Genomic DNA, 18,568 nt, shown 5'->3' with positions numbered 1-18,568 from the left:
CAATCGCGGGGCCGGGACACGTATTACTGGGCCAGCCAGACGTACCCTGCGTAGGCAATCAGCAGGCAGCAGCCGACGCCCCGCCCGATCACGGGCCGCGTCAGCAACAGCACCGCCAGCACCACCGACGCCGCAAGCATCATCGGCAGGTCAAAGCTTGCGAATCGCGGGGCCACCGGGATCGGTGTGATGATGGCCGTCACCCCCAGAATACCCAGAACGTTGAAAACGTTGGATCCTACGATATTCCCGATTGCAATTTCGGACTGACGACGCAGCGCCGCCGTGACCGAGGTCGCAAGTTCCGGCAGCGACGTACCCACCGCCACGATCGTCAGGCCAATGAACGCCTCTGACACGCCAAAACCCCGTGCGATTTCCGTGGCCCCATCGACCAGAAACCGCGCCCCGAACATCAGCGCGACCAGACCGACCAGCACCCAGCCAAGTGAAACCAAGACCGCGGGCGACGGGCTGGCGTCATGATCCTCTGCCACGGCGTCGCCGGGGCGCAGATAGGCCCAGACCAGATAGCCCACCAAGGCCAGCAGCAGTGCGACCCCCGACAGGCGCCCGACGGCACCCGTCAGAAAAATCGGCAACAGAACGGCTGCCGCCAACACCATGACCGACAGGTCCCGGCGCAGCGTGGCACCTGATACGCGGATCGGCCAGACAAGTGCGGTCAGACCGCCGATCAGCAGGATGTTGGCGATGTTTGACCCGATGACATTGCCCAGCGCGATATCGGGCACGCCGCCCAGTGCCGCCTGTACCGACACCAGCAATTCCGGGGTCGATGTCCCGAACCCCACAACCGTCAAACCAATCAACAAAGGCGATATCGCCATGCGCCGCGCGATGCCGACACTGCCGCGCACCAAAGCATCGCCGCCCAGAAACAGTCCGATCAGACCGGCGGCAATCAGGATGTAATCCAATTGAAACTCCCCTCGGGCATACAGCCTGCCCACAGCGCAAATGGGCATGCAAATGACGCGGCACACCCCCCGCCCCGAAATAATTTTCAGGCAAAACCCGGCCCTGCGAAGGCTCGGACCTGCGGACGCAGAAGTTAACGAGTAATTAATGTAACGCGTTGATTTTACATAATATGTTTCGCAAGCGAAACATCACGACATCGACATATATCGGCCCTGCGCCGCCCTGACCGGTCATGGCCAGGGCGGTGCCGCGACAGCAATCAGAAACTGATGCGCCGCGTGACCACCAGGCTGGCCGTCGTCGCCGTGTCGCTGCCTTGGACCACGATGGGGCTGTTTTCCGCATCACCCGTATATTCGTCATAGCGGACCGTCGCCGTCACGCCCCAGTCCTGATTGAACGCATAGGCCGCCGATGCCTCGATCCCGCGCGACAACAGACCGCCCTGCGCATCATAAGCCGTCAGGGTGCCGCCCGCCGCCGCATTCGCCGCAGCCTCTTGTGCGGTCACGCCGAAATAGCGGTTGGCATAATCGTCATCACCGAAAAACAGGCGCGGTCCGACCTTCAGCGTCAGCTGGTCGTTGGGGCGTGCGATCAGGTTGCCACCCAGATCCGCCACCAGCGACGAATGGCCCACGACACCGAAACGGACCTGGGCAAACACCTCGGCCATCTCGATGGCATAGCTCACCGAACCGCCCAGTTCGACGACCTGATCCAGATCGTTGAGGCCCGCCAACTCGTCATAGTCCGCGGCATCACGCGCACCGATATAACGGAATGACCCGCCATAGCCGAACCCGGTCGCCGTGCCGCCCTCGCTGCCGCCCGACCGCAGCGGGCCAAAGTTCAGTTCCTGCACCGAAAAACTGCCCGTTGCACCGACTTCTGTTTCGTCGCTGCCGAAATAGGCGGGTGCGCTTTGCGGGCCGACGCCCAGGGTCACGGTGTTTTGCGCGGCGGCACCGCTGGCCAGACCGACCAGGGCGGCAGTGGCGAGAAATCGAATGGAATAGGACATGGGGATGACTTTCTAAGCGGGGATGATCGTTGCGGATACCCTAGCGTATGGCCCCGCCCTTGCAAGTGTACGTCCCCCCGCATAACCACCTCGCAAAGCGGAGAAGCCGATGCTGTCCTATCAACATAGCTACCACGCCGGAAATATGGCCGATGTGCATAAACACGCGATGCTCGCGTGGATGCTGGACTACATGACCGCCAAACCAAAACCCCTCAGTTATATGGAAACCCACGCGGGTCGCGCGCTCTATGACCTGTCCGGTCCCGAGGCGCTGAAAACCGGCGAGGCCGCGCGCGGCATCGCCTTGGCCGATCGGTGGTTTCCCGCCGATCATCCCTACATGCGCGCATTGCGTGCCACGCGCGACCGCCACGGGCCGCAGGCCTATCCCGGCAGCCCGCAGATCGCGATGGACCTTTTGCGGTTCGAGGACAGCATCGCCCTGTCCGAATTGCACCCCGCCGAGGTAGAGGCCCTGCGCGCGGCCTTGCCCGGTGTCACTGTATCCCAGACCGACGGATACGCCGGGGCCTTGTCGCGCTGCCCGCCCGATCCGCGCCGTGGCCTGCTGTTGTGCGATCCATCGTGGGAAATCAAATCCGACTACGAAACCGTGCCAGATTTCATGGCCAAGCTGCACCGCAAATGGGCCGTCGGCGTGCTGGTCCTGTGGTTTCCCGTGCTCGAAGGCGCGCCGCACCGCCCGATGGTCCGTCAGCTGCACCGCCAGTTCCCCGATGCGATATCGCATACGGTCGCCTTTCCACCCGCGCGGCCCGGCCACGGAATGACCGGCTCGGGGTTGTTCGTGGTGAACCCGCCCTACGGTTTTGTGGATCAGGCAAACTGGCTGTCGGACAAGTTTGCCACCCTGTGCGCGCAACCGTGACTTTCCCATTTCCACGACAAGCCCTATATCCATTCCATGTTTGCTGATCTTCTTGCCCGCCTCACCGCCACCAACCCTGCCCCCGCAGCCGACGCCGACGCGCGTCTGGCCCTGGGCGCACTGCTGGTGCGCATCGCCCGCGCCGATGACGACTACTCCGCCGTCGAACGCGACCAGATCAAACAGGTGCTTAAGGCGCGCTATGGTCTGGACGATGCCACCAGCCTGCTGGCCGAATGCGAAACGCTTGAACAACAGGCCCCCGATACGGTGCGGTTTACCCGCGCGATCAAGGATGCCGTCGCCTACGAGGACCGCCTTGGCGTGATCGAGGCGATGTGGCAGGTCGTGCTGGCCGACGGCAAACGCGACGAGGATGAAAACAGCCTGATGCGTATGGTCGCCCCGATGCTGGGTGTGGCCGATCAGGACAGCAACGCCGCCAGACGCCGGCTGGAACAACAGGGCTGACAGCACGCTGCGCGCGAAACGCAGCACCGCTTCTTGCAATCATGGCCCGGATGCGCCCTATATGGTCGCCATGAACACAGCGCCCCCACCCGTCATCCAGATTCGCAACCTGCACAAATCCTACGGCTCGCTCGAGGTTCTCAAGGGTGTGGACATCGCCGCCCCTGCCGGTCACGTCGTGTCGCTGATCGGATCGTCCGGGTCCGGCAAATCGACCTTGTTGCGCTGCGCCAACCTGCTCGAGGACAGCCAGCAGGGCGACATCCTGTTCAGCGGCGAACCTGTGAAATGGAAAGGCAGCGGCCTGTCGCGTCGCCCCGCCGATCACCAGCAGATGATCCGCATCCGCACGAATCTGTCGATGGTGTTCCAGCAATTCAATCTCTGGGCGCATATGACCATCCTTCAAAACGTGATGGAGGCTCCGGTCACGGTGCTGAAACGCGACCGCGCGCAGGTCGAACAGGCCGCACGTGGCTATCTGGACAAGGTCGGCATCGGCGACAAGGCCGACGCCTATCCGGCCCAGCTCTCGGGCGGCCAACAGCAACGCGCCGCCATCGCCCGCGCGCTGTGCATGGAACCGCGCGCGCTGCTGTTCGACGAACCCACCAGCGCGCTGGACCCCGAACTGGAACAAGAAGTCGTCAAGGTGATCAAGGCCCTCGCCGAAGAAGGCCGCACCATGATCATCGTGACCCACGACATGCGCATGGCCCATGACGTCAGCGACCACGTCGTGTTCCTGCATCAGGGCCGGATCGAGGAACAGGGTGACCCTGCCGATCTGTTCACCAATCCGCAGACGGACCGCCTGCGTGGTTTTCTGTCCGCGACAATGCCCGCCTGACGCAGCGCGCCTCTTGTCTTTGGGGGCAATATGCATACCGTAACCGCGTTACGCGACCGACAGAGTCGCCACCAACAGGAGATATCCATGAAGTCACTGATCCTTGCCGCCGGCGCATTCGCCCTGTCCGGCACCATGGCCTTTGCCGAAGCACACGCCGAAACCGTGCGTCTCGGCACCGAAGGCGCCTATCCTCCGTACAACTTTCTCAACGACGCCGGCGAAGTCGACGGGTTCGAGCGTGCCCTGGGCGACGAGCTGTGTGCCCGCGCCGAACTGACCTGCGAATGGGTCACCAACGACTGGGACAGCATCATCCCCAACCTGGTGTCCGGCAACTACGACGTCATCATCGCGGGCATGTCGATCACGGACGAACGTGACGAGGTCATCGACTTTTCCGATCCCTACACGCAGCCCGACCCTTCCGCATTCGTCGCAATGGCCGAGGGTGACTTGTCCTCTGGCGTGATCGCAGCGCAGGCTGGCACGATCCAGGCGTCCTATGTCGCGACTGAAATGCCGGATGCGACCCTGCTGGAATTCGCAACCCCCGAGGAAACCGTCGCCGCCATGCGCAACGGCGAGGCTGATGCCGTGATCGCCGACAAGGCGTTCCTGGAACCCGTGGTTGCCGAAGGTGACGTGATGTTCGTGGGCGAGGATATCCTGATCGGTGGCGGCATCGGCCTTGGCATCCGCGAAAGCGACGGCGAGCTGAAGGCGAAATTCGACACCGCCATCCAGTCCATGAAGGACGACGGCACGCTGAATGCCCTGATCGTCGAATGGCTGCCCGGTTCGGCCACGTTCTAAACCATCATCGCGCCCCGGCCCCGATGTCGGGGCGCGACCCTTTCGCATCATCTTGCCCTAAATACTCATATCCCGCCGCCCGACAGGACCGCCATGTTCGCCTATTGCACCGACCCAGCCAGCCTTGACGGCCTCGCGTGGTTGTCGTGCTATCTGACCACGGGCAAGCACATGAACTTTTACTGGTCGTTCGGCACGGTGCTGCTGCTGCTGGCGATCACCGCGCCGACCGCCCTGCTGTTCGGATATGCCGGGGCCAGTGCCGCGCGTAGCACCCTCGCCCCCCTGCGCTGGTTCGGTCAGATCTACATGGCAATCGTGCGCAGCGTGCCCGATATCGTGTTTTTCCTGTTTTTCGTGATCGCGCTGGATCAGGGCATCGAATACCTGCGCCATGTCACGCTCTGTCCCGACTGGGACCAGCCTGTTCGCCAGGGCAACGATTTCGTGGTCTGCACGGCGGCCAAGATGCCGTTGGGCAACGCACCACAATGGATGCACGAAATCTACGGCGCGGGCCTTGCGGTGCTGACATTCGCGCTGGTGTTCGGGGCCTTTGCCGCCAATGTGCTGTTCGGTGCCATGCGTGCCGTGCCGCGCGCGCAACTGGAAACGGCCGAGGCCTACGGCATGACCCGCAGGCAGGTTACACGCCGCGTGCTGGTGCCGCAGATGTGGGTCTATGCCCTGCCCGGCCTGTCGAACCTGTGGATGGTCCTGATCAAGGCAACCCCGCTGCTGTTTTTGCTGGGGGTCGAGGATATCGTCTATTGGGCGCGCGAATTGGGCGGCACGAAATCGCCCCGCTTTACCGATTATCCGCATGGTGACTGGCGCGTGTATTACTTTGGCTTTCTGCTCTTGTTCTATCTGGCCTTTACCAAGATATCAGAGGTCGTCCTGTCACGCCTGATGGCCCGCCTGACGCTGGGACAGGCCACCGCCGGCGGCGAAGCACAGAGAAAAGCGGCATGAGCTGCGCACAGACCATCGCGGATTATGCATTCCGGTCGCTGGGCTATGGCGAACGGCTGTTGCCACGCAGCGATTTCACCCTGTGCCAGCAATTCACGCTGATCGGGTCCGGCATGATCTGGAACGTCTATTTCGGCGTGCTGGCCCTGTTGGCCGGCTTTGCGCTGGCCACGGTGCTGGCACTGGGCAAGGCCTCGGCCCGCGCGGTGCTGCGCAAACCGGCGGAATGGTTCGTCTTTGTCTTTCGCGGCTCGCCTTTGTTCATCCAGTTCTTTTTCGCCTATTTCCTGTTCCAGTCGCTGTCATCGGGATACCCGATGCTGTCTGGCCTGACCTCGGCCTGGGCCGGGGCACTGGTGGTGCTGTTTTTCAATACCTCTGCCTACTCCGCCGAGATTTTCTACGGTGCGTTGCAATCCATCCCCAAGGGCGACACAGAGGCCGCCGATGCCTATGGCCTGTCAGGCTGGTCCCGGTTTCGGCGCGTGATCTGGCCCACGATGCTGCGGCTGGCCTGGCCTGCCTACACCAACGAGGCGATTTTTCTGTTTCACGCCACCACGCTGGTGTTCGTCAGTGGGTTTCCGGCGATCCAGCAACGCGGGGATGCGCTGTATTACGCCAGCTATTTCGCGGACAAGACGTTCAACCCCTTTGTGCCCTATCCGATCCTGGCGGGCTATTTCATCGTGCTGACGCTGATCGTCATCACCCTGTTCAACGCAATCAACCGTCGTCTGAACAGACACCTGCCGTCCGATGCGCGCCGTCGCGTGAAATACCGGCCGCAGCTGGTGCGATAACAGCGATTGCCGGGGTGCGGGACGCGGCGTAAAGCTATGTGAACACATATTGGAGCACCCGCCATGAGCTGGCTCGACAACCACCCCGAAGTCCGCAACGTGCGTTGCGGGGCGGCCGATCTGAACGGTCAGGCGCGCGGCAAACGCGTGCCGATCCGGTTCGCCAAGAAGCTGGAAGTCGAAGGCACGCGGTTCCCCTTGTCGGTGCTGAATCTCGATATCTGGGGCGAGGATGTCGAGGATTCGCCGCTGGTGTTCGAAACAGGGGATCCTGACGGCGTTTTGCTGCCGACCGAACGCGGCTATGTGCCGATGCCTTGGCTGAAAACGCCGTCTGCGCTGTTGCCCCTTTGGATGAGCTATGAGGACGGTACGCCGTTTCCGGGCGATCCACGTCATGCGCTGCGGGCGGTGCTGGACCGCTATACCGCGCGCGGGCTGACGCCCGTGGTTGCGACGGAAATGGAATTCTACCTGGTGGACGACAGTGGCGACGGCATCCGCCAGCCAAAGTCGCCACGCTCGGGCAAGCGGCGACCGGGTGCGGAAATTCTGTCCTTGCGGGCGCTGGACGCATTCGACTCCTTTTTCAACGATCTCTACGACGCCTGCGACGCGATGGACATTCCCGCCGAAGCCGCAATTTCCGAGGTCGGCATGGGCCAGTTCGAGGTGAATATCGAACACGTGCCCGATGCACTGATGGCCGCGGACAACGCCTGGCTGTTCAAGATGCTGGTGCGCGGTCTGGCCCGTAATCACGGCATGGCGGCCAGTTTCATGGCCCGCCCCTACGAAGAATATGCAGGAAACGGCCTGCACACCCATTTCAGCGTGATCGACCGTGACGGCAACAACCTGATGGCCAACGACACGTTCGAAGGCACGCGGATGCTGCATAATGCCATCGCGGGCTGTCTTTACGGTATTCCCGATCTGGCGCTGATCTTTGCCCCGCATGGCAACAGCTATGACCGGCTGGTGCCGGACAGCCACGCGCCCACGGGCGTCTGCTGGGCCTACGACAACCGCACGGCATCCATTCGTGTCCCCGGCGGCAGTCTCAAGGCGCGGCGGGTGGAACATCGCGTGGCGGGCGGTGACGTGAACCCCTATTTGTTCCTGGCCGCCGTGCTGGGATCTGCCTTGATCGGGATCGAGGACAACATGGACCCCGGCCCACCCATTTCCGGCAACGCCTATGACCTTGATCTGCCACAGATCCCCGACACTTGGGTCGCGGCCATCGACCGGTTCGACAATTCACCCATCGCGCGGCGGATCTTCTCGGATGTGCTGGTCGACAACCTGGTCATGACCAAGCGGCAAGAGGCCCGGTATTTCGAGGAATTGACCGCCGAGGAACAGCTGGAACTGTATCTGGATACGGTTTGACGCGGCCTTTTGGGGTGATATCCTGCGCCCATCCCCAATAGGTGTTTTCTATGAAAATCGGTATTCTTCAAACCGGCCACGCCCCCGATGCGATGCGCCCAGAGACGGGCGACTATACGGACCTGTTCCAGCGCCTGCTGGGCGATCAGGGGTTCGATTTTGTCACCTATGACGTGGTGGACATGCAGTTTCCCCAGACGGTGCGCGACTGCGACGGCTGGCTGCTGACCGGATCGAAACACGGTGCCTACGAGGATCACGCCTTTATCCCCCCGCTCGAGGTTTTCATCCGCGATGTCTATGCCGCAGGCGTGCCGATGGTTGGTATCTGTTTCGGACACCAGATCATCGCGCAGGCGCTGGGGGGCCGGGTCGAAAAATTCGCAGGTGGCTGGGCGGTTGGTCGCCAGACCTATGACTGGCAGGGGCGCACCGTCGCGCTGAATGCCTGGCATCAGGACCAGGTGACGCAGCGGCCCGAGGGCGCGCAGGTGCTGGCTAGCAACGCATTTTGCGAAAACGCGGCGCTGGTCTATGACAACCGCATCATGACCGTGCAGGCGCATCCCGAATTCGAAACCGATTTCACCATGCGGCTGGCCGATGCGCGCGGCGAGGGCGTGGTGCCGGAACCGCAATTGACCGCGGCCCGTGCGGCCGCCAGTCAGCCCATCGACAACCACACCATCGCCAACCAGATGGCAGATTTCCTGAAAGGGGCCACCACATGAGCTGGATGGACCAGATCCCCGAGGCGGCGCGTCTCTACCTCGAATCCAACCGTCTGGATGAGGTCGAATGCGTCATCGCGGACCTGCCCGGCATCGCCCGCGGCAAGGCGGTGCCCGCCTCGAAATGGGAACGGCAGCAGCATTTCCACCTGCCCAACAGCATCTTTTTCCAGACCATCACCGGCGAATGGGGCGAGGCGGCAGGCCCTGACGGGTTTTTGGAACCCGATATGATCCTGCGTCCCGACATGGGCACAGCGACAGCCGCCCCCTGGACCAAGGACGGGACGTTGCAGGTCATTCACGACGCCTATGACCAAAAAGGCCGCCCCGTGCCCTGTGCCCCGCGCAACGTGCTGAAACGGGTCTGCGACCTCTATGCCGCAGAAGGCTGGACACCGGTGGTCGCGCCCGAAATGGAATTCTATCTGGTGGGGCGCAACATCGATCCGGCCAAGGCGATCGAGCCGATGATGGGTCGCACGGGCCGCCCCGCCGCCGGGCGTCAGGCCTATTCGATGACCGCCGTGGACGACTACGGTCCCGTGATCGACGACATCTACGAATACGCCGAGGTGCAGGGCATTGAAATCGACGGCATCACCCAAGAGGGCGGATCAGGGCAGCTGGAAATCAACCTGCGCCACGGCGACCCCGTCAAACTGGCGGACGAGGTGTTTTTCTTCAAACGTCTGCTGCGCGAGGCCGCGCTGAAACACGATTGCTTTGCCACCTTTATGGCCAAACCGATCGAAGGCGAGCCGGGCAGCGCGATGCATGTCCACCATTCGGTGCTGGACGCCAAGGGGCGCAACATCTTTACCGGGCCCAAGGGCGGCGAGACGGATGAATTCTTTCACTTTATCGGCGGGTTGCAGGAACATCTGCCGTCGGTGATCGCGGTGATGGCACCTTATGTGAATTCCTACCGTCGCTACGTGCGGGACCACGCCGCACCGATCAATCTGGAATGGGGCCGTGACAACCGCACAACGGGTATCCGGGTGCCGATTTCACCACCAGAGGCGCGGCGGGTGGAAAACCGGCTCGCGGGGATGGATTGCAACCCCTACCTGTGCATCGCGGCCTCTTTGGCCTGCGGCTATCTGGGCATGAAGCACGAAATCTGGCCGGACAAACGGTTTGCCGGCGATGCCTACAAGTCCGAGGATGAAATCCCGCAGGGCCTGTATGCGGCGCTTGAGTTGTTCGACAATGCACCGCAGGTGCAGGCGGTGCTGGGCGAGGAATTCGCCCGGGTCTATTCCATCGTGAAACACGCCGAATATTCGGAATTCCTGCAGGTCATCAGTCCGTGGGAACGCGAACACCTGCTGCTGAACGTATGAAACAGAACCTGCTGATGTTGCTGGGCATGGCGTTCTGCGTCTTTGCGCTGGGGATGGCACTGGCATCGACCTTTGGACTGCTGCCATGAACCCGCTGTATCGCAACGACCGGCCCGGTGTGTTTCCCGACAGCTGGTATGCCGCCAGCGCCGATATTCCGCCGCAACGTGCCGAACTGCGCGGCGAGGTACGGGCCGATGTTGTCGTGGTGGGTGCGGGTTACACCGGTCTGACCGCGGCCCTGCGACTGGCACAGGCAGGCCGCCGTGTCGTCGTGCTGGAGGCGCATCGCGCCGGTTTCGGCGCGTCGGGGCGCAACGGTGGACAGGTCAGCAGCGGTTACAACTGGGGTCAAAAGGATCTGGCCGCCAAGCTGGGTGACGGCCCTGCCCGCGCGCTGTGGGATGCGTCGGAACAGGCCAAATCCGACCTGCGCGAGGCGGTGGCGGCCCATGCCCCCGACGCGCGCTATACCCCAGGCGTGGCCTACGGCGTCTATTCCGATGGGGCGCGGGCCAAGGTCCACGCCGAGGCGGATTATCTGGACAAGACCTATGGCTACCGGACCGAACCGCTGGACCGGGACGCGTTCCAGTCCATCGTCCGGGCCAAACCCTATGCCGGTGGCGCGCTGGACATGGGGGCGGGCCACGTGCATCCGCTGCGCTATGTCCTGGGGCTTGCGCGTGCGGTCGAGGCGGCTGGTGTCGTGATCCACGAGGGGTCGGAGGTGCATCATATCGCCCATGGCACACCGGCCAAGGTGCAGACCGGGCGCGGTCACGTGATTGCGGATCATGTCGTGCTGGCGGGCAATGGCTATCTGCCGGGGATCGCCCCCGCCGTCGCGTCCAAGGTGATGCCGATCAATTCCTTTATCGGGGCGACAGCACCGCTGGGCGATCTGGCCGACCAGATCCTGACCCGCGATATCGCGGTCGCAGACGAGAAATTCGTCGTGAATTATTTCCGTCTGTCAGAGGACCGTCGCCTGCTGTTCGGTGGGCGCGAAAGCTATTCCATCGGATTTCCGCGCGATATTCAGACCGCGCTGCGCGCACGGATGCTGTCGCTGTTCCCGCAATTGGGCGATGTGCCGCTGGACTATGTCTGGGGTGGCACGCTGGGTATCACGATGACCCGCCTGCCGGCGCTGCAACGGGTGGCACCGAACGTGTTGTCAGGTGCGGGATTTTCCGGCCACGGTGTCGCGCTGTCAGGATTTGCCGGGCGCGTGATGGCCGAAGCGATCATCGGCCAGACCGACCGTTTCGATGTGATGGCGCAACTGCCCGTGCCGTCGTTTCCGGGCGGTGCGGCCTTGCGCGCACCGCTGCTGGCGCTGGCGATGACCTGGTATTCCCTGCGCGACCGGTTGGGAATCTAGCCTGTCGACCCTATGTTAACCCCCTACCCTAATGGAGGTGACGACATGGCCGGTGGATGGACAAGGGACGGCGCGGTCGGCGAACAGATCGAGGCGTCTATTCAGGACGAACTGGCGCGCCTGAAGGCGCGTCAGGGCACGCGCGGCGAAAGCCTGACCCATTGCGCAGAATGCGAAGACCCTATTCCCGAACGGCGACGCGCGGCCATTCCGGGTGTCACGCTGTGCGTGTCCTGTCAGCAGGACCGCGACGGTCGCAACCGGGTGCACAGCGGTGGTTTCAACCGACGCGGATCAAAGGACAGCCAGTTGAAATAGGCATCACTTGCCCAGTTTTGACAGTTTTTCCTGCATCTCGGCCAGTTGCGCCTTGATCGTGTCCAGGTCGTCATTGGATGTGCTGGGTTTTTCGGCGGGCTTCTTTGCCTGCCCTGGCCCGGTCAGACCACCCGACATTGCCTTGAAAAACGCCTCTTGCTGGGCACGCATGGCGTCGAAACCGGGCATGTTTGCCATCGGGTTCATGCTGGTCATGTTTTCCATGGCCTTGCTCTGTCCACTGCGCAACATCTCGAAGCTGGCGGCCAGAAAATCGGGCACGACCGATGCGGCCTGCGTGGTGTAGCCACGCACGAGATCGGTCAGCAGATCGACACCCAGAACGGGTTCACCATGGCTTTCGTGTTCGGCGATGATCTGAAGAAGGTATTGACGAGTCAGGTCATCACCGGTTTTCAGGTCAACGATCTGAACCTCGCGTCCATCCCGAATGAACGCGGCAATATCCTCGAGCGTGACGTAGTCGCTGGTTTCGGTGTTGTACAAACGACGGCTGGCGTAGCGTTTGATCAAAAGCGGTTTGTCGGTGGTGGCCACGGTCGAACCTCTTGGTTTTAGGGCAGTTCGACGATGCTATGCCGCATCTGCTAAAAAAGAAAGCACCTGCGGCATGGTCCAAACAAAAAGACGCGCCCCCGGAGGGACGCGTCCAATCGGTCGCGATGGTCACTGCTTATTTTGCAGCGGTGGTCGCTTTTTTCGTGACTTTGGTCATCTCTTCGGATGCCTTTTTCGCAGCGGCGGTCATGTCCTCGGACATGTCCTTGCCGGCGGCCATCATCAGTTCCAGCGTCTGGGTCTGAACCTTTTTCGCGATCTCTGCAAAGGCTGCCATGTGCTCGGCTGCGGATTCAGCATTGGCGGATGCAAAGTCGGTCATCGACTTGGCGTAGTCGGCGGGCTCTGCCTTGGCTTTGGACAGGTCCTGCATTTTCTTCAGCGTGCTCTCGGCCCATTTGGCGGACAGCTGTGCGGATTCCTGTGCGGCAGACAGCGACACGGTCGACAGTTTCTCGGCCAGCGTGGTCTGCGACTTGTAGGCGTCTTCCATTGCCTTGGTATCGACGGGGAATGCGCTCATCATGTCTTTGAACACGGCGGTGAAATCTTGAGTGTTAGCCATTGGTACGTCCTTTCGGTATGGAGCCAGGGATGTTTCCGTGGCATCTTTCTCTGCCAAGAGATATACATGCTGCACTGCGGCATTTCAAGGTTTTTCTGCACTGCAGCATGATAAAATGCCGCACTTGCATAACCCCTTGTTCAGGATGGATTTCTTGCCCTTACGTCAACCTTGGCAGTCACATAAGTGCCCGGCGCAGGGCAGATCGGCGCATATTTTTCCGATCCATGCGTGCGTGCGGGCACCATTTCACCGGATTTCGGGTTCAGCCAGTCAAGCCAGAGATGCCACCAGCTGCCGTCGCGTTTTTCGGCGCCGTCCAACCAATCCTCGGGGGACAGCGACAGGTCGGGATTGCACCAGTGCCCGTATTTGTTCTTGTGCGGTGGATTCACGATACCAGCGATGTGACCAGATCCGGACAGGATGAATGTCTTGTCGTTCGATCCCATTTTCTGCACGCCGCGATAGCTGCTTTTCCAGGCGGCGATATGGTCGGTTTCGCAGGCCACTGCACACAGCGGCACGTCCACGTCGGAAATATGCGCCGTATGGCCAGCAATATCGAATCCGTCGGTCGCGAACTGGTCGCCCTGACACAAGCCGCGCAGGTATTCCGTCGCCATGGCACCCGGCAGGTTGGTGGAATCGCCGTTCCAGTACAGCAGATCAAAGGCGGGTGGTGCCTTGCCCATCATGTAGCTCTTGATGGCAGGACCATAGATCAGGTCGTTGGACCGCAGATAGGAAAACGTGCGCGACATGTAGTATGAATCGAGGATGCCGCGGGCGGCGGCCTCTTTTTCGATGCCGTCGACGAAATCATCCTCGAGGAACACGCCGACCTCGCCTCGGTCGGAAAAATCGGTGAGCGCGGTAAACAGCGTGGCACTGTTCACATCATTGCGCCCGCGCTGTTTAAGGATCGAGAGTGTCAACGACAGCGTGGTGCCCGCGATACAATAGCCGATCGCATTGACCCGTGGCACCGAACAGATTTCCTGCACGGCCTGAATCGCCCGCAAGAACCCGTCGTTCACGTAATCCGCCATTTCGGTCTGCGCATAGGTGGCGTCGGGATTGACCCAAGACACGACAAAAACGCTGTGCCCCTGATCGACGAGCCATTTGATGAAACTGTTTTCCGCCTTGAGGTCGAGGATATAGAATTTGTTGATCCAGGGGGGAAAGATCACGATCGGGGTCTCGAACACCTGTTCTGTGCTGGGGGTGTACTGGATCAGTTCGAACATGGGATTGCGGAACACCACCTCGCCCGGCGTGGTGGCCAGATTTTCACCCACTGAAAACGCGTCCTTGTCCGCCAGTGTCACCACCAGATCGCCATCGTTCGCCTCTAGGTCGCGCACAAGGTTTTCGAGGCCGCGCACCAGACTTTCGCCTTCGGTTTCGACGGCGAGCGACAGGGCCTCGGGGTTGGTGGCCAGATAGTTGGTGGGCGAGAACAGATTGACGATCTGCTCCGAGAAAAAGCGCAGGCGTTTCTTTTCCTGAGGATCAAGGTCGGTGATATCCTCGACCGCCTGCTGGATCGCCTGCGCGTTGTGCTGATACTGGCGTTTGACGAAATTGAAATAGGGGTTTGTTTTCCACAGGGGATGGTTGAACCGGCGGTCATCTGGGCCGTCGTCCTCGGGGGCCTGCATCAGACCTTCGGACAGTTTTTTCTGTGCCTCGACGAAATGGGTGACAGATTTGCTCCAGAAACTCATCTGGTGTTCGATCAGCTTGGCCGGATCGTTGATCATTTCCGACCAATAGGCACCCATCGCCTTGGCATAAAGTTCAGGGGTCGGCCCCTGCAGAGCTGGCGGCACCGCGCGCCCCTTTTGCATTGCGGCCACCAACCGCTGGGTCAGCGCGTCCACATGCGACAGATTCTGTTGCAACTTGTCCAGGTTGCGACCCATCGCTTCGTCATCGCCAACATCTTTGGTTGTCATGACCGTGTTCCCGCCCTAGTTTGCAAGTGCAGCATTTCATGCGCACCCAAGGAGTATCCACCATGAAGTATATGATGACCTACGACATGATGGAAAGCATGCGAAATACAAACCAGTGGATGGGGGCGACTGCGCGTGCTTTTGCCAGTTATCCGCTGATGGCCATGACCGCCAACCCGGCGATGGACTGGCTGCGCGCCTGGGGCGAAGTCACGGAACGCACGTTCGAACGGATGGTGGTCAAGCCAGACTGGAACATTCCCGCCCTGCCCAACACCGACGGCACCGACATGGTCGTCACCACCGAGGTGGTGATGAAACGCCCCTTTGGCGACCTGATCCGGTTCCGCGTGGGCAACCGTCCCGACCGCACGCGGCGCGTGCTGCTGGTCGCACCGATGTCCGGCCACTATGCCACGCTGGTGCGCAAGACCGTGGTCAGCCTGCTGCCCGATTGCGACGTCTTCGTCACCGACTGGCACAACGCGCGCGACATTCCGGTCAGCGCTGGAAAATTCGATATCGAGGATTCGACGCTGTATCTGGTCGATTTCATGCGCGAACTGGGGTCGGATATTCATGTCATAGCGGTCTGTCAGCCTGCGCCGCTGACACTCGCGGCCGTCGCCTACCTCGCAGAAGAGGACCCCAGCGCACAGCCCAGGTCCATGACCCTGATCGGCGGCCCGATCGACCCGGACGCCAATCCGACGGATGTGACCGACTTTGGCCATTCGGTCAGCATGGGCCAGCTGGAAGAGCTGATGATCCAGCGGGTCGGGTTCAAATACAAGGGCGTGGGCCGGCGGGTCTATCCCGGCCTGCTGCAGCTGACGTCGTTCATTTCGATGAACAGCGAATTGCACGGCAAGGCCTTTCGTGACCAGATCATTGCCACGGCCAAGGGTGAGGCGTCCGACCACGACAAACACAACGAGTTCTACGACGAATATCTGGCCGTCATGGACATGCCAGCCGAATTCTATCTGTCGACGGTGGAACGCGTGTTCAAGAACCGCGACATCGCACGCAACGATTTCACCGTCGCGGGTCGCAAGGTCGATATCGGCAAGATCACGACCGTCGCGGTCAAGATCGTCGAAGGTGAAAAGGACGACATTTCGGCACCCGGACAGTGTCTGGCCGCGCTGGACCTGCTGACCGGACTGCCCGACGACAAGAAGTTCGCGCACCTTGAACCGGGTGCAGGGCATTACGGCATCTTTGCAGGTGGCAAATGGCGCAAAAACATCCGGCCTTTGGTGCTCGAATTCATCGACGCCAATGCCGGTTCCGCCCCGTCAAAGCCCAAATCAAATCCGGCCAAGGTCGCCTGACGCCCTCTCTGCCGCCAGACGGCAGCGGCCCGATCAACGCAGAACGAGCGGTTGCTGCATCCAGTCGCGCAGGGTATCTGCCGCAGCCTGCGGTGCCTCCAGCGTCGGCAGGTGGCCTGCGCCCGCGATTACGCGGTGCTGGGCGTAGGGGATCAGCTCAGCCATGAATTGCTGACGGCGCAGGGGATAGACCGTATCCTCGCCCCCGCTCAGCACCAGCGTCGGCTGCCGCATCTTGCGCAGGGTTGGTGTCTGATCCGGACGGCGCTGCATGGCGCGGGCCTGCATGACATAGGCATCCGCCCCGACATCGCGGGCCATGTCACCCATCGCATCCAGCGTATCGGACCGGTACGGTCCCTGCCCGATGGCACTGGGTGGCAATTCGGCATGGACCACATCACAAAACCGACCCGCGCGGGCCGCGACGATCCGCGGTTCACGCGCTGCGGCGATTTCAGGCAGTTCCGACTGTGCGGTGGTGTTGATCAGCGCCAGCCGCGTGACGCGCCCTGGCGCTTGCCGCACCACCTCGAGCGCGATGCAACCGCCCATCGACAGACCCGCCAACGCAAACTTGGGCGGGGCCTGCGTCAGGATTTCACGCGCGATCTGTTCCATCGTGTCGGCCAGCCCGGTCGGCAGACACATCACGGGACTGGTCGCCGAAAACGCCATGATCTGATGCGCGAACGCCCGCGCGTCGCACAGCATGGGCGGAAGAAAAACAATCGGTTCGGGCATGTTCGGCCTGCTCTTTTTTTGTTTACCCTGTCAAATCAGGGCGCAGGCTGGCAAGCGTGGTCAGCGGTGAGAGGCGATATCGCGTACGCGCGGCCGGTAAAGCGTCCAAAGTGCAACAATCCCCAACGCAAAGATCGCGGCAGGCACAAGTGTCAGCGCGATTTCCAGCGTGGCCAGCGCCTGCGGGGTCTGATCGACCACCCCGCTGTCCGAGGCGCGCCAACCGGCGACAGACAGGATCAAGCCCAGCAGCAAGGGGGCCAGCGCATTGGCGACCTTTTGTCCGAACAGCCAGACGGCGCTGAACGCGCCTTCGATTGCGGTGCCGGATCTGCGGCGGGTGACATCCATCAGGTCAGGATACATGGCCCAAGGCACCTGCTGATAGGCGCCGTTGGTCATGCCCGCCAGCAGGAACAGCCCGGCCAGCGGTCCCAGCGTCGGTGCAGGCAAAACGGCCCGAATGCCCAGCAGCACGGCGATATAGGCCAGCATCCCCAGCGCAAGCGCCGTGGTTTTCCCAAAACGGCGTGACGCCAGAACCCAGATCGGCTGCGAGATCACGGAACCCACAATGAACATCGCAAACAGCGTCGAAAAGATGCCCAGCGCCCCTGCAAGGCCCGATAGCGCCCCCGTGCCGTCGTCGGTCACAAGGTAGAGCGCCGACAGTTGCAGCCCTGCCGCGATCAGCGCCACCCCCAGCGTGAACACGCCGTAGAGCAGCGTCAGGATGGCAAAGGGGCGGTTTTCCAGCACCAGCCGCAACACGCTGACGAACCCTTGGGTTGCGGGGGTCGGGATCGTCGGCGCGCGACGGGTGGCAAACAGCATCCCCCAGATGGTCAGCACGATCACCGGGGCCACCAGAAAGACGGCGCGGGCATAGCCTTCGCGCGTGTCACCGGCCAGCGCAGGCACCAGCGCGCCAGCGGTCAACAGGCCCAGCGACGCAAATGTCATGCGAAACGCCATCATGGTGGACCGTTCGGTCGGGTCTTGGGTCATTTCACCGGCCATGGCACCATAGGGGATCGTGACAAAGGTAAACCCGATGGACGCGAGGGCGAAAAACGCCGTGACCCACAGGGCGTTGGCCTGCCAGCCCATCCCCTGCGGCACGGCGAACATTGCCACGATCCCCGCCGCGAGGATCAGCACGCCCAAGGCAATCCAGGGCATCCGCCGCCCCCAACGCGAGGTGCTGCGGTCGGACCAGTAGCCCACGATGGGGTCCGTGATCACGTCGAACCCCAGCACGGCAAAGGTGACGACACCTGCCGCACCCGGCGGAACACCGAGAAACGTTGTCAGATAGGTGAACACCAGCAGCTGTTTGACCACGACAAAGACGTTCACGCCCATATCGGCCAGACCCCAGCCTGCCTTTTGTCCCATGCTCAACATGCCGTGCCCTCCCAAG

General features: G+C 61.8%; 19 protein-coding genes. 12 read left to right on the top strand and 7 right to left on the bottom strand.

From position 1 onward, the window contains the following. Positions 1–23 precede the first annotated feature (23 nt). Both LGQ03_RS10770 and LGQ03_RS10765 read right to left on the bottom strand, forming a co-directional pair. Positions 24–941, bottom strand: coding sequence for a calcium/sodium antiporter (locus LGQ03_RS10770; protein ID WP_226748393.1), 918 nt, complete (start codon positions 939–941; stop codon positions 24–26). 263 nt (positions 942–1,204) lie between these two features. Continuing rightward, entirely contained in the window at positions 1,205–1,969 is a 765-nt protein-coding gene (locus tag LGQ03_RS10765; RefSeq protein WP_226748392.1) for a MipA/OmpV family protein, read from the bottom strand. A gap of 109 nt (positions 1,970–2,078) precedes the next feature. Between LGQ03_RS10765 and rlmJ the strand changes: the two genes are divergently transcribed. The 11 genes from rlmJ (at position 2,079) to LGQ03_RS10710 (ending at position 11,956) form a co-directional block, all read left to right on the top strand. Beyond that, entirely contained in the window at positions 2,079–2,861 is a 783-nt protein-coding gene (rlmJ, locus tag LGQ03_RS10760) for a 23S rRNA (adenine(2030)-N(6))-methyltransferase RlmJ (protein WP_090158955.1), read from the top strand. Between the two features lie 36 nt (positions 2,862–2,897). Beyond that, positions 2,898–3,332 carry a tellurite resistance TerB family protein gene (locus LGQ03_RS10755; protein ID WP_226748391.1) on the top strand — a complete coding sequence of 145 codons (435 nt, stop codon included), beginning with the start codon at positions 2,898–2,900 and terminating at the stop codon, positions 3,330–3,332. Positions 3,333–3,402: 70 nt separating this feature from the next. Next, positions 3,403–4,182 (top strand): ABC transporter ATP-binding protein, encoded by a 780-nt coding sequence (locus LGQ03_RS10750; protein WP_226748390.1) that lies wholly within the window; start codon positions 3,403–3,405, stop codon positions 4,180–4,182. A gap of 87 nt (positions 4,183–4,269) precedes the next feature. Further along, the gene (locus LGQ03_RS10745) at positions 4,270–4,998 is read left to right on the top strand and encodes a transporter substrate-binding domain-containing protein (protein WP_226748389.1); all 729 of its coding nucleotides are present in this window, start codon (positions 4,270–4,272) and stop codon (positions 4,996–4,998) included. A gap of 93 nt (positions 4,999–5,091) precedes the next feature. Then, positions 5,092–5,973 carry an ABC transporter permease gene (locus LGQ03_RS10740; RefSeq protein WP_226748388.1) on the top strand — a complete coding sequence of 294 codons (882 nt, stop codon included), beginning with the start codon at positions 5,092–5,094 and terminating at the stop codon, positions 5,971–5,973. Continuing rightward, a complete protein-coding gene (locus LGQ03_RS10735) occupies positions 5,970–6,776 on the top strand; it encodes an ABC transporter permease (protein WP_226748387.1) in 807 nt (268 codons plus the stop codon). The genes LGQ03_RS10740 and LGQ03_RS10735 overlap by 4 nt, the downstream gene beginning before the upstream one ends. Before the next feature lie 63 nt (positions 6,777–6,839). Further along, a complete protein-coding gene (locus LGQ03_RS10730; protein WP_090158960.1) occupies positions 6,840–8,171 on the top strand; it encodes a glutamine synthetase family protein in 1,332 nt (443 codons plus the stop codon). Positions 8,172–8,221: 50 nt separating this feature from the next. Beyond that, a complete protein-coding gene (locus LGQ03_RS10725) occupies positions 8,222–8,902 on the top strand; it encodes a type 1 glutamine amidotransferase (protein WP_226748386.1) in 681 nt (226 codons plus the stop codon). After that, positions 8,899–10,251 carry a glutamine synthetase family protein gene (locus tag LGQ03_RS10720; protein ID WP_090158962.1) on the top strand — a complete coding sequence of 451 codons (1,353 nt, stop codon included), beginning with the start codon at positions 8,899–8,901 and terminating at the stop codon, positions 10,249–10,251. Before LGQ03_RS10725 ends, LGQ03_RS10720 begins: the two co-directional genes overlap by 4 nt. An 85-nt stretch (positions 10,252–10,336) precedes the next feature. Then, positions 10,337–11,638, top strand: coding sequence for an NAD(P)/FAD-dependent oxidoreductase (locus LGQ03_RS10715; RefSeq protein ID WP_226748385.1), 1,302 nt, complete (start codon positions 10,337–10,339; stop codon positions 11,636–11,638). A 45-nt stretch (positions 11,639–11,683) separates the two neighbouring features. Continuing rightward, positions 11,684–11,956 carry a DksA/TraR family C4-type zinc finger protein gene (locus tag LGQ03_RS10710; RefSeq protein ID WP_226748384.1) on the top strand — a complete coding sequence of 91 codons (273 nt, stop codon included), beginning with the start codon at positions 11,684–11,686 and terminating at the stop codon, positions 11,954–11,956. A 3-nt stretch (positions 11,957–11,959) separates the two neighbouring features. Here the strand turns inward: LGQ03_RS10710 and phaR are convergent, their stop codons facing one another. From phaR to LGQ03_RS10695, 3 genes are all read right to left on the bottom strand, one after another. Beyond that, positions 11,960–12,514, bottom strand: a complete 555-nt coding sequence (phaR, locus tag LGQ03_RS10705) for a polyhydroxyalkanoate synthesis repressor PhaR (RefSeq protein ID WP_226748383.1) — start codon at positions 12,512–12,514, stop codon at positions 11,960–11,962. A gap of 136 nt (positions 12,515–12,650) precedes the next feature. Next, complete coding sequence (locus tag LGQ03_RS10700) at positions 12,651–13,100, bottom strand: Phasin (protein WP_090158966.1); 450 nt, start codon at positions 13,098–13,100, stop codon at positions 12,651–12,653. Positions 13,101–13,240: 140 nt separating this feature from the next. Next, positions 13,241–15,064 (bottom strand): PHA/PHB synthase family protein, encoded by a 1,824-nt coding sequence (locus LGQ03_RS10695; RefSeq protein WP_226748382.1) that lies wholly within the window; start codon positions 15,062–15,064, stop codon positions 13,241–13,243. 62 nt (positions 15,065–15,126) lie between these two features. Between LGQ03_RS10695 and phaZ the strand changes: the two genes are divergently transcribed. Further along, positions 15,127–16,401, top strand: coding sequence for a polyhydroxyalkanoate depolymerase (gene phaZ / locus LGQ03_RS10690; RefSeq protein ID WP_090158968.1), 1,275 nt, complete (start codon positions 15,127–15,129; stop codon positions 16,399–16,401). A 33-nt stretch (positions 16,402–16,434) separates the two neighbouring features. Here the strand turns inward: phaZ and LGQ03_RS10685 are convergent, their stop codons facing one another. Then, the gene (locus tag LGQ03_RS10685) at positions 16,435–17,145 is read right to left on the bottom strand and encodes an alpha/beta fold hydrolase (protein WP_226748381.1); all 711 of its coding nucleotides are present in this window, start codon (positions 17,143–17,145) and stop codon (positions 16,435–16,437) included. 60 nt (positions 17,146–17,205) lie between these two features. Further along, positions 17,206–18,552, bottom strand: a complete 1,347-nt coding sequence (locus LGQ03_RS10680) for an MFS transporter (protein WP_226748380.1) — start codon at positions 18,550–18,552, stop codon at positions 17,206–17,208. Positions 18,553–18,568 lie beyond the last annotated feature (16 nt).

The organism is Loktanella gaetbuli, from assembly GCF_020531945.1.
Lineage (GTDB): Bacteria > Pseudomonadota > Alphaproteobacteria > Rhodobacterales > Rhodobacteraceae > Loktanella > Loktanella gaetbuli.
This window is presented reverse-complemented; position numbering and strand designations above follow the sequence as displayed.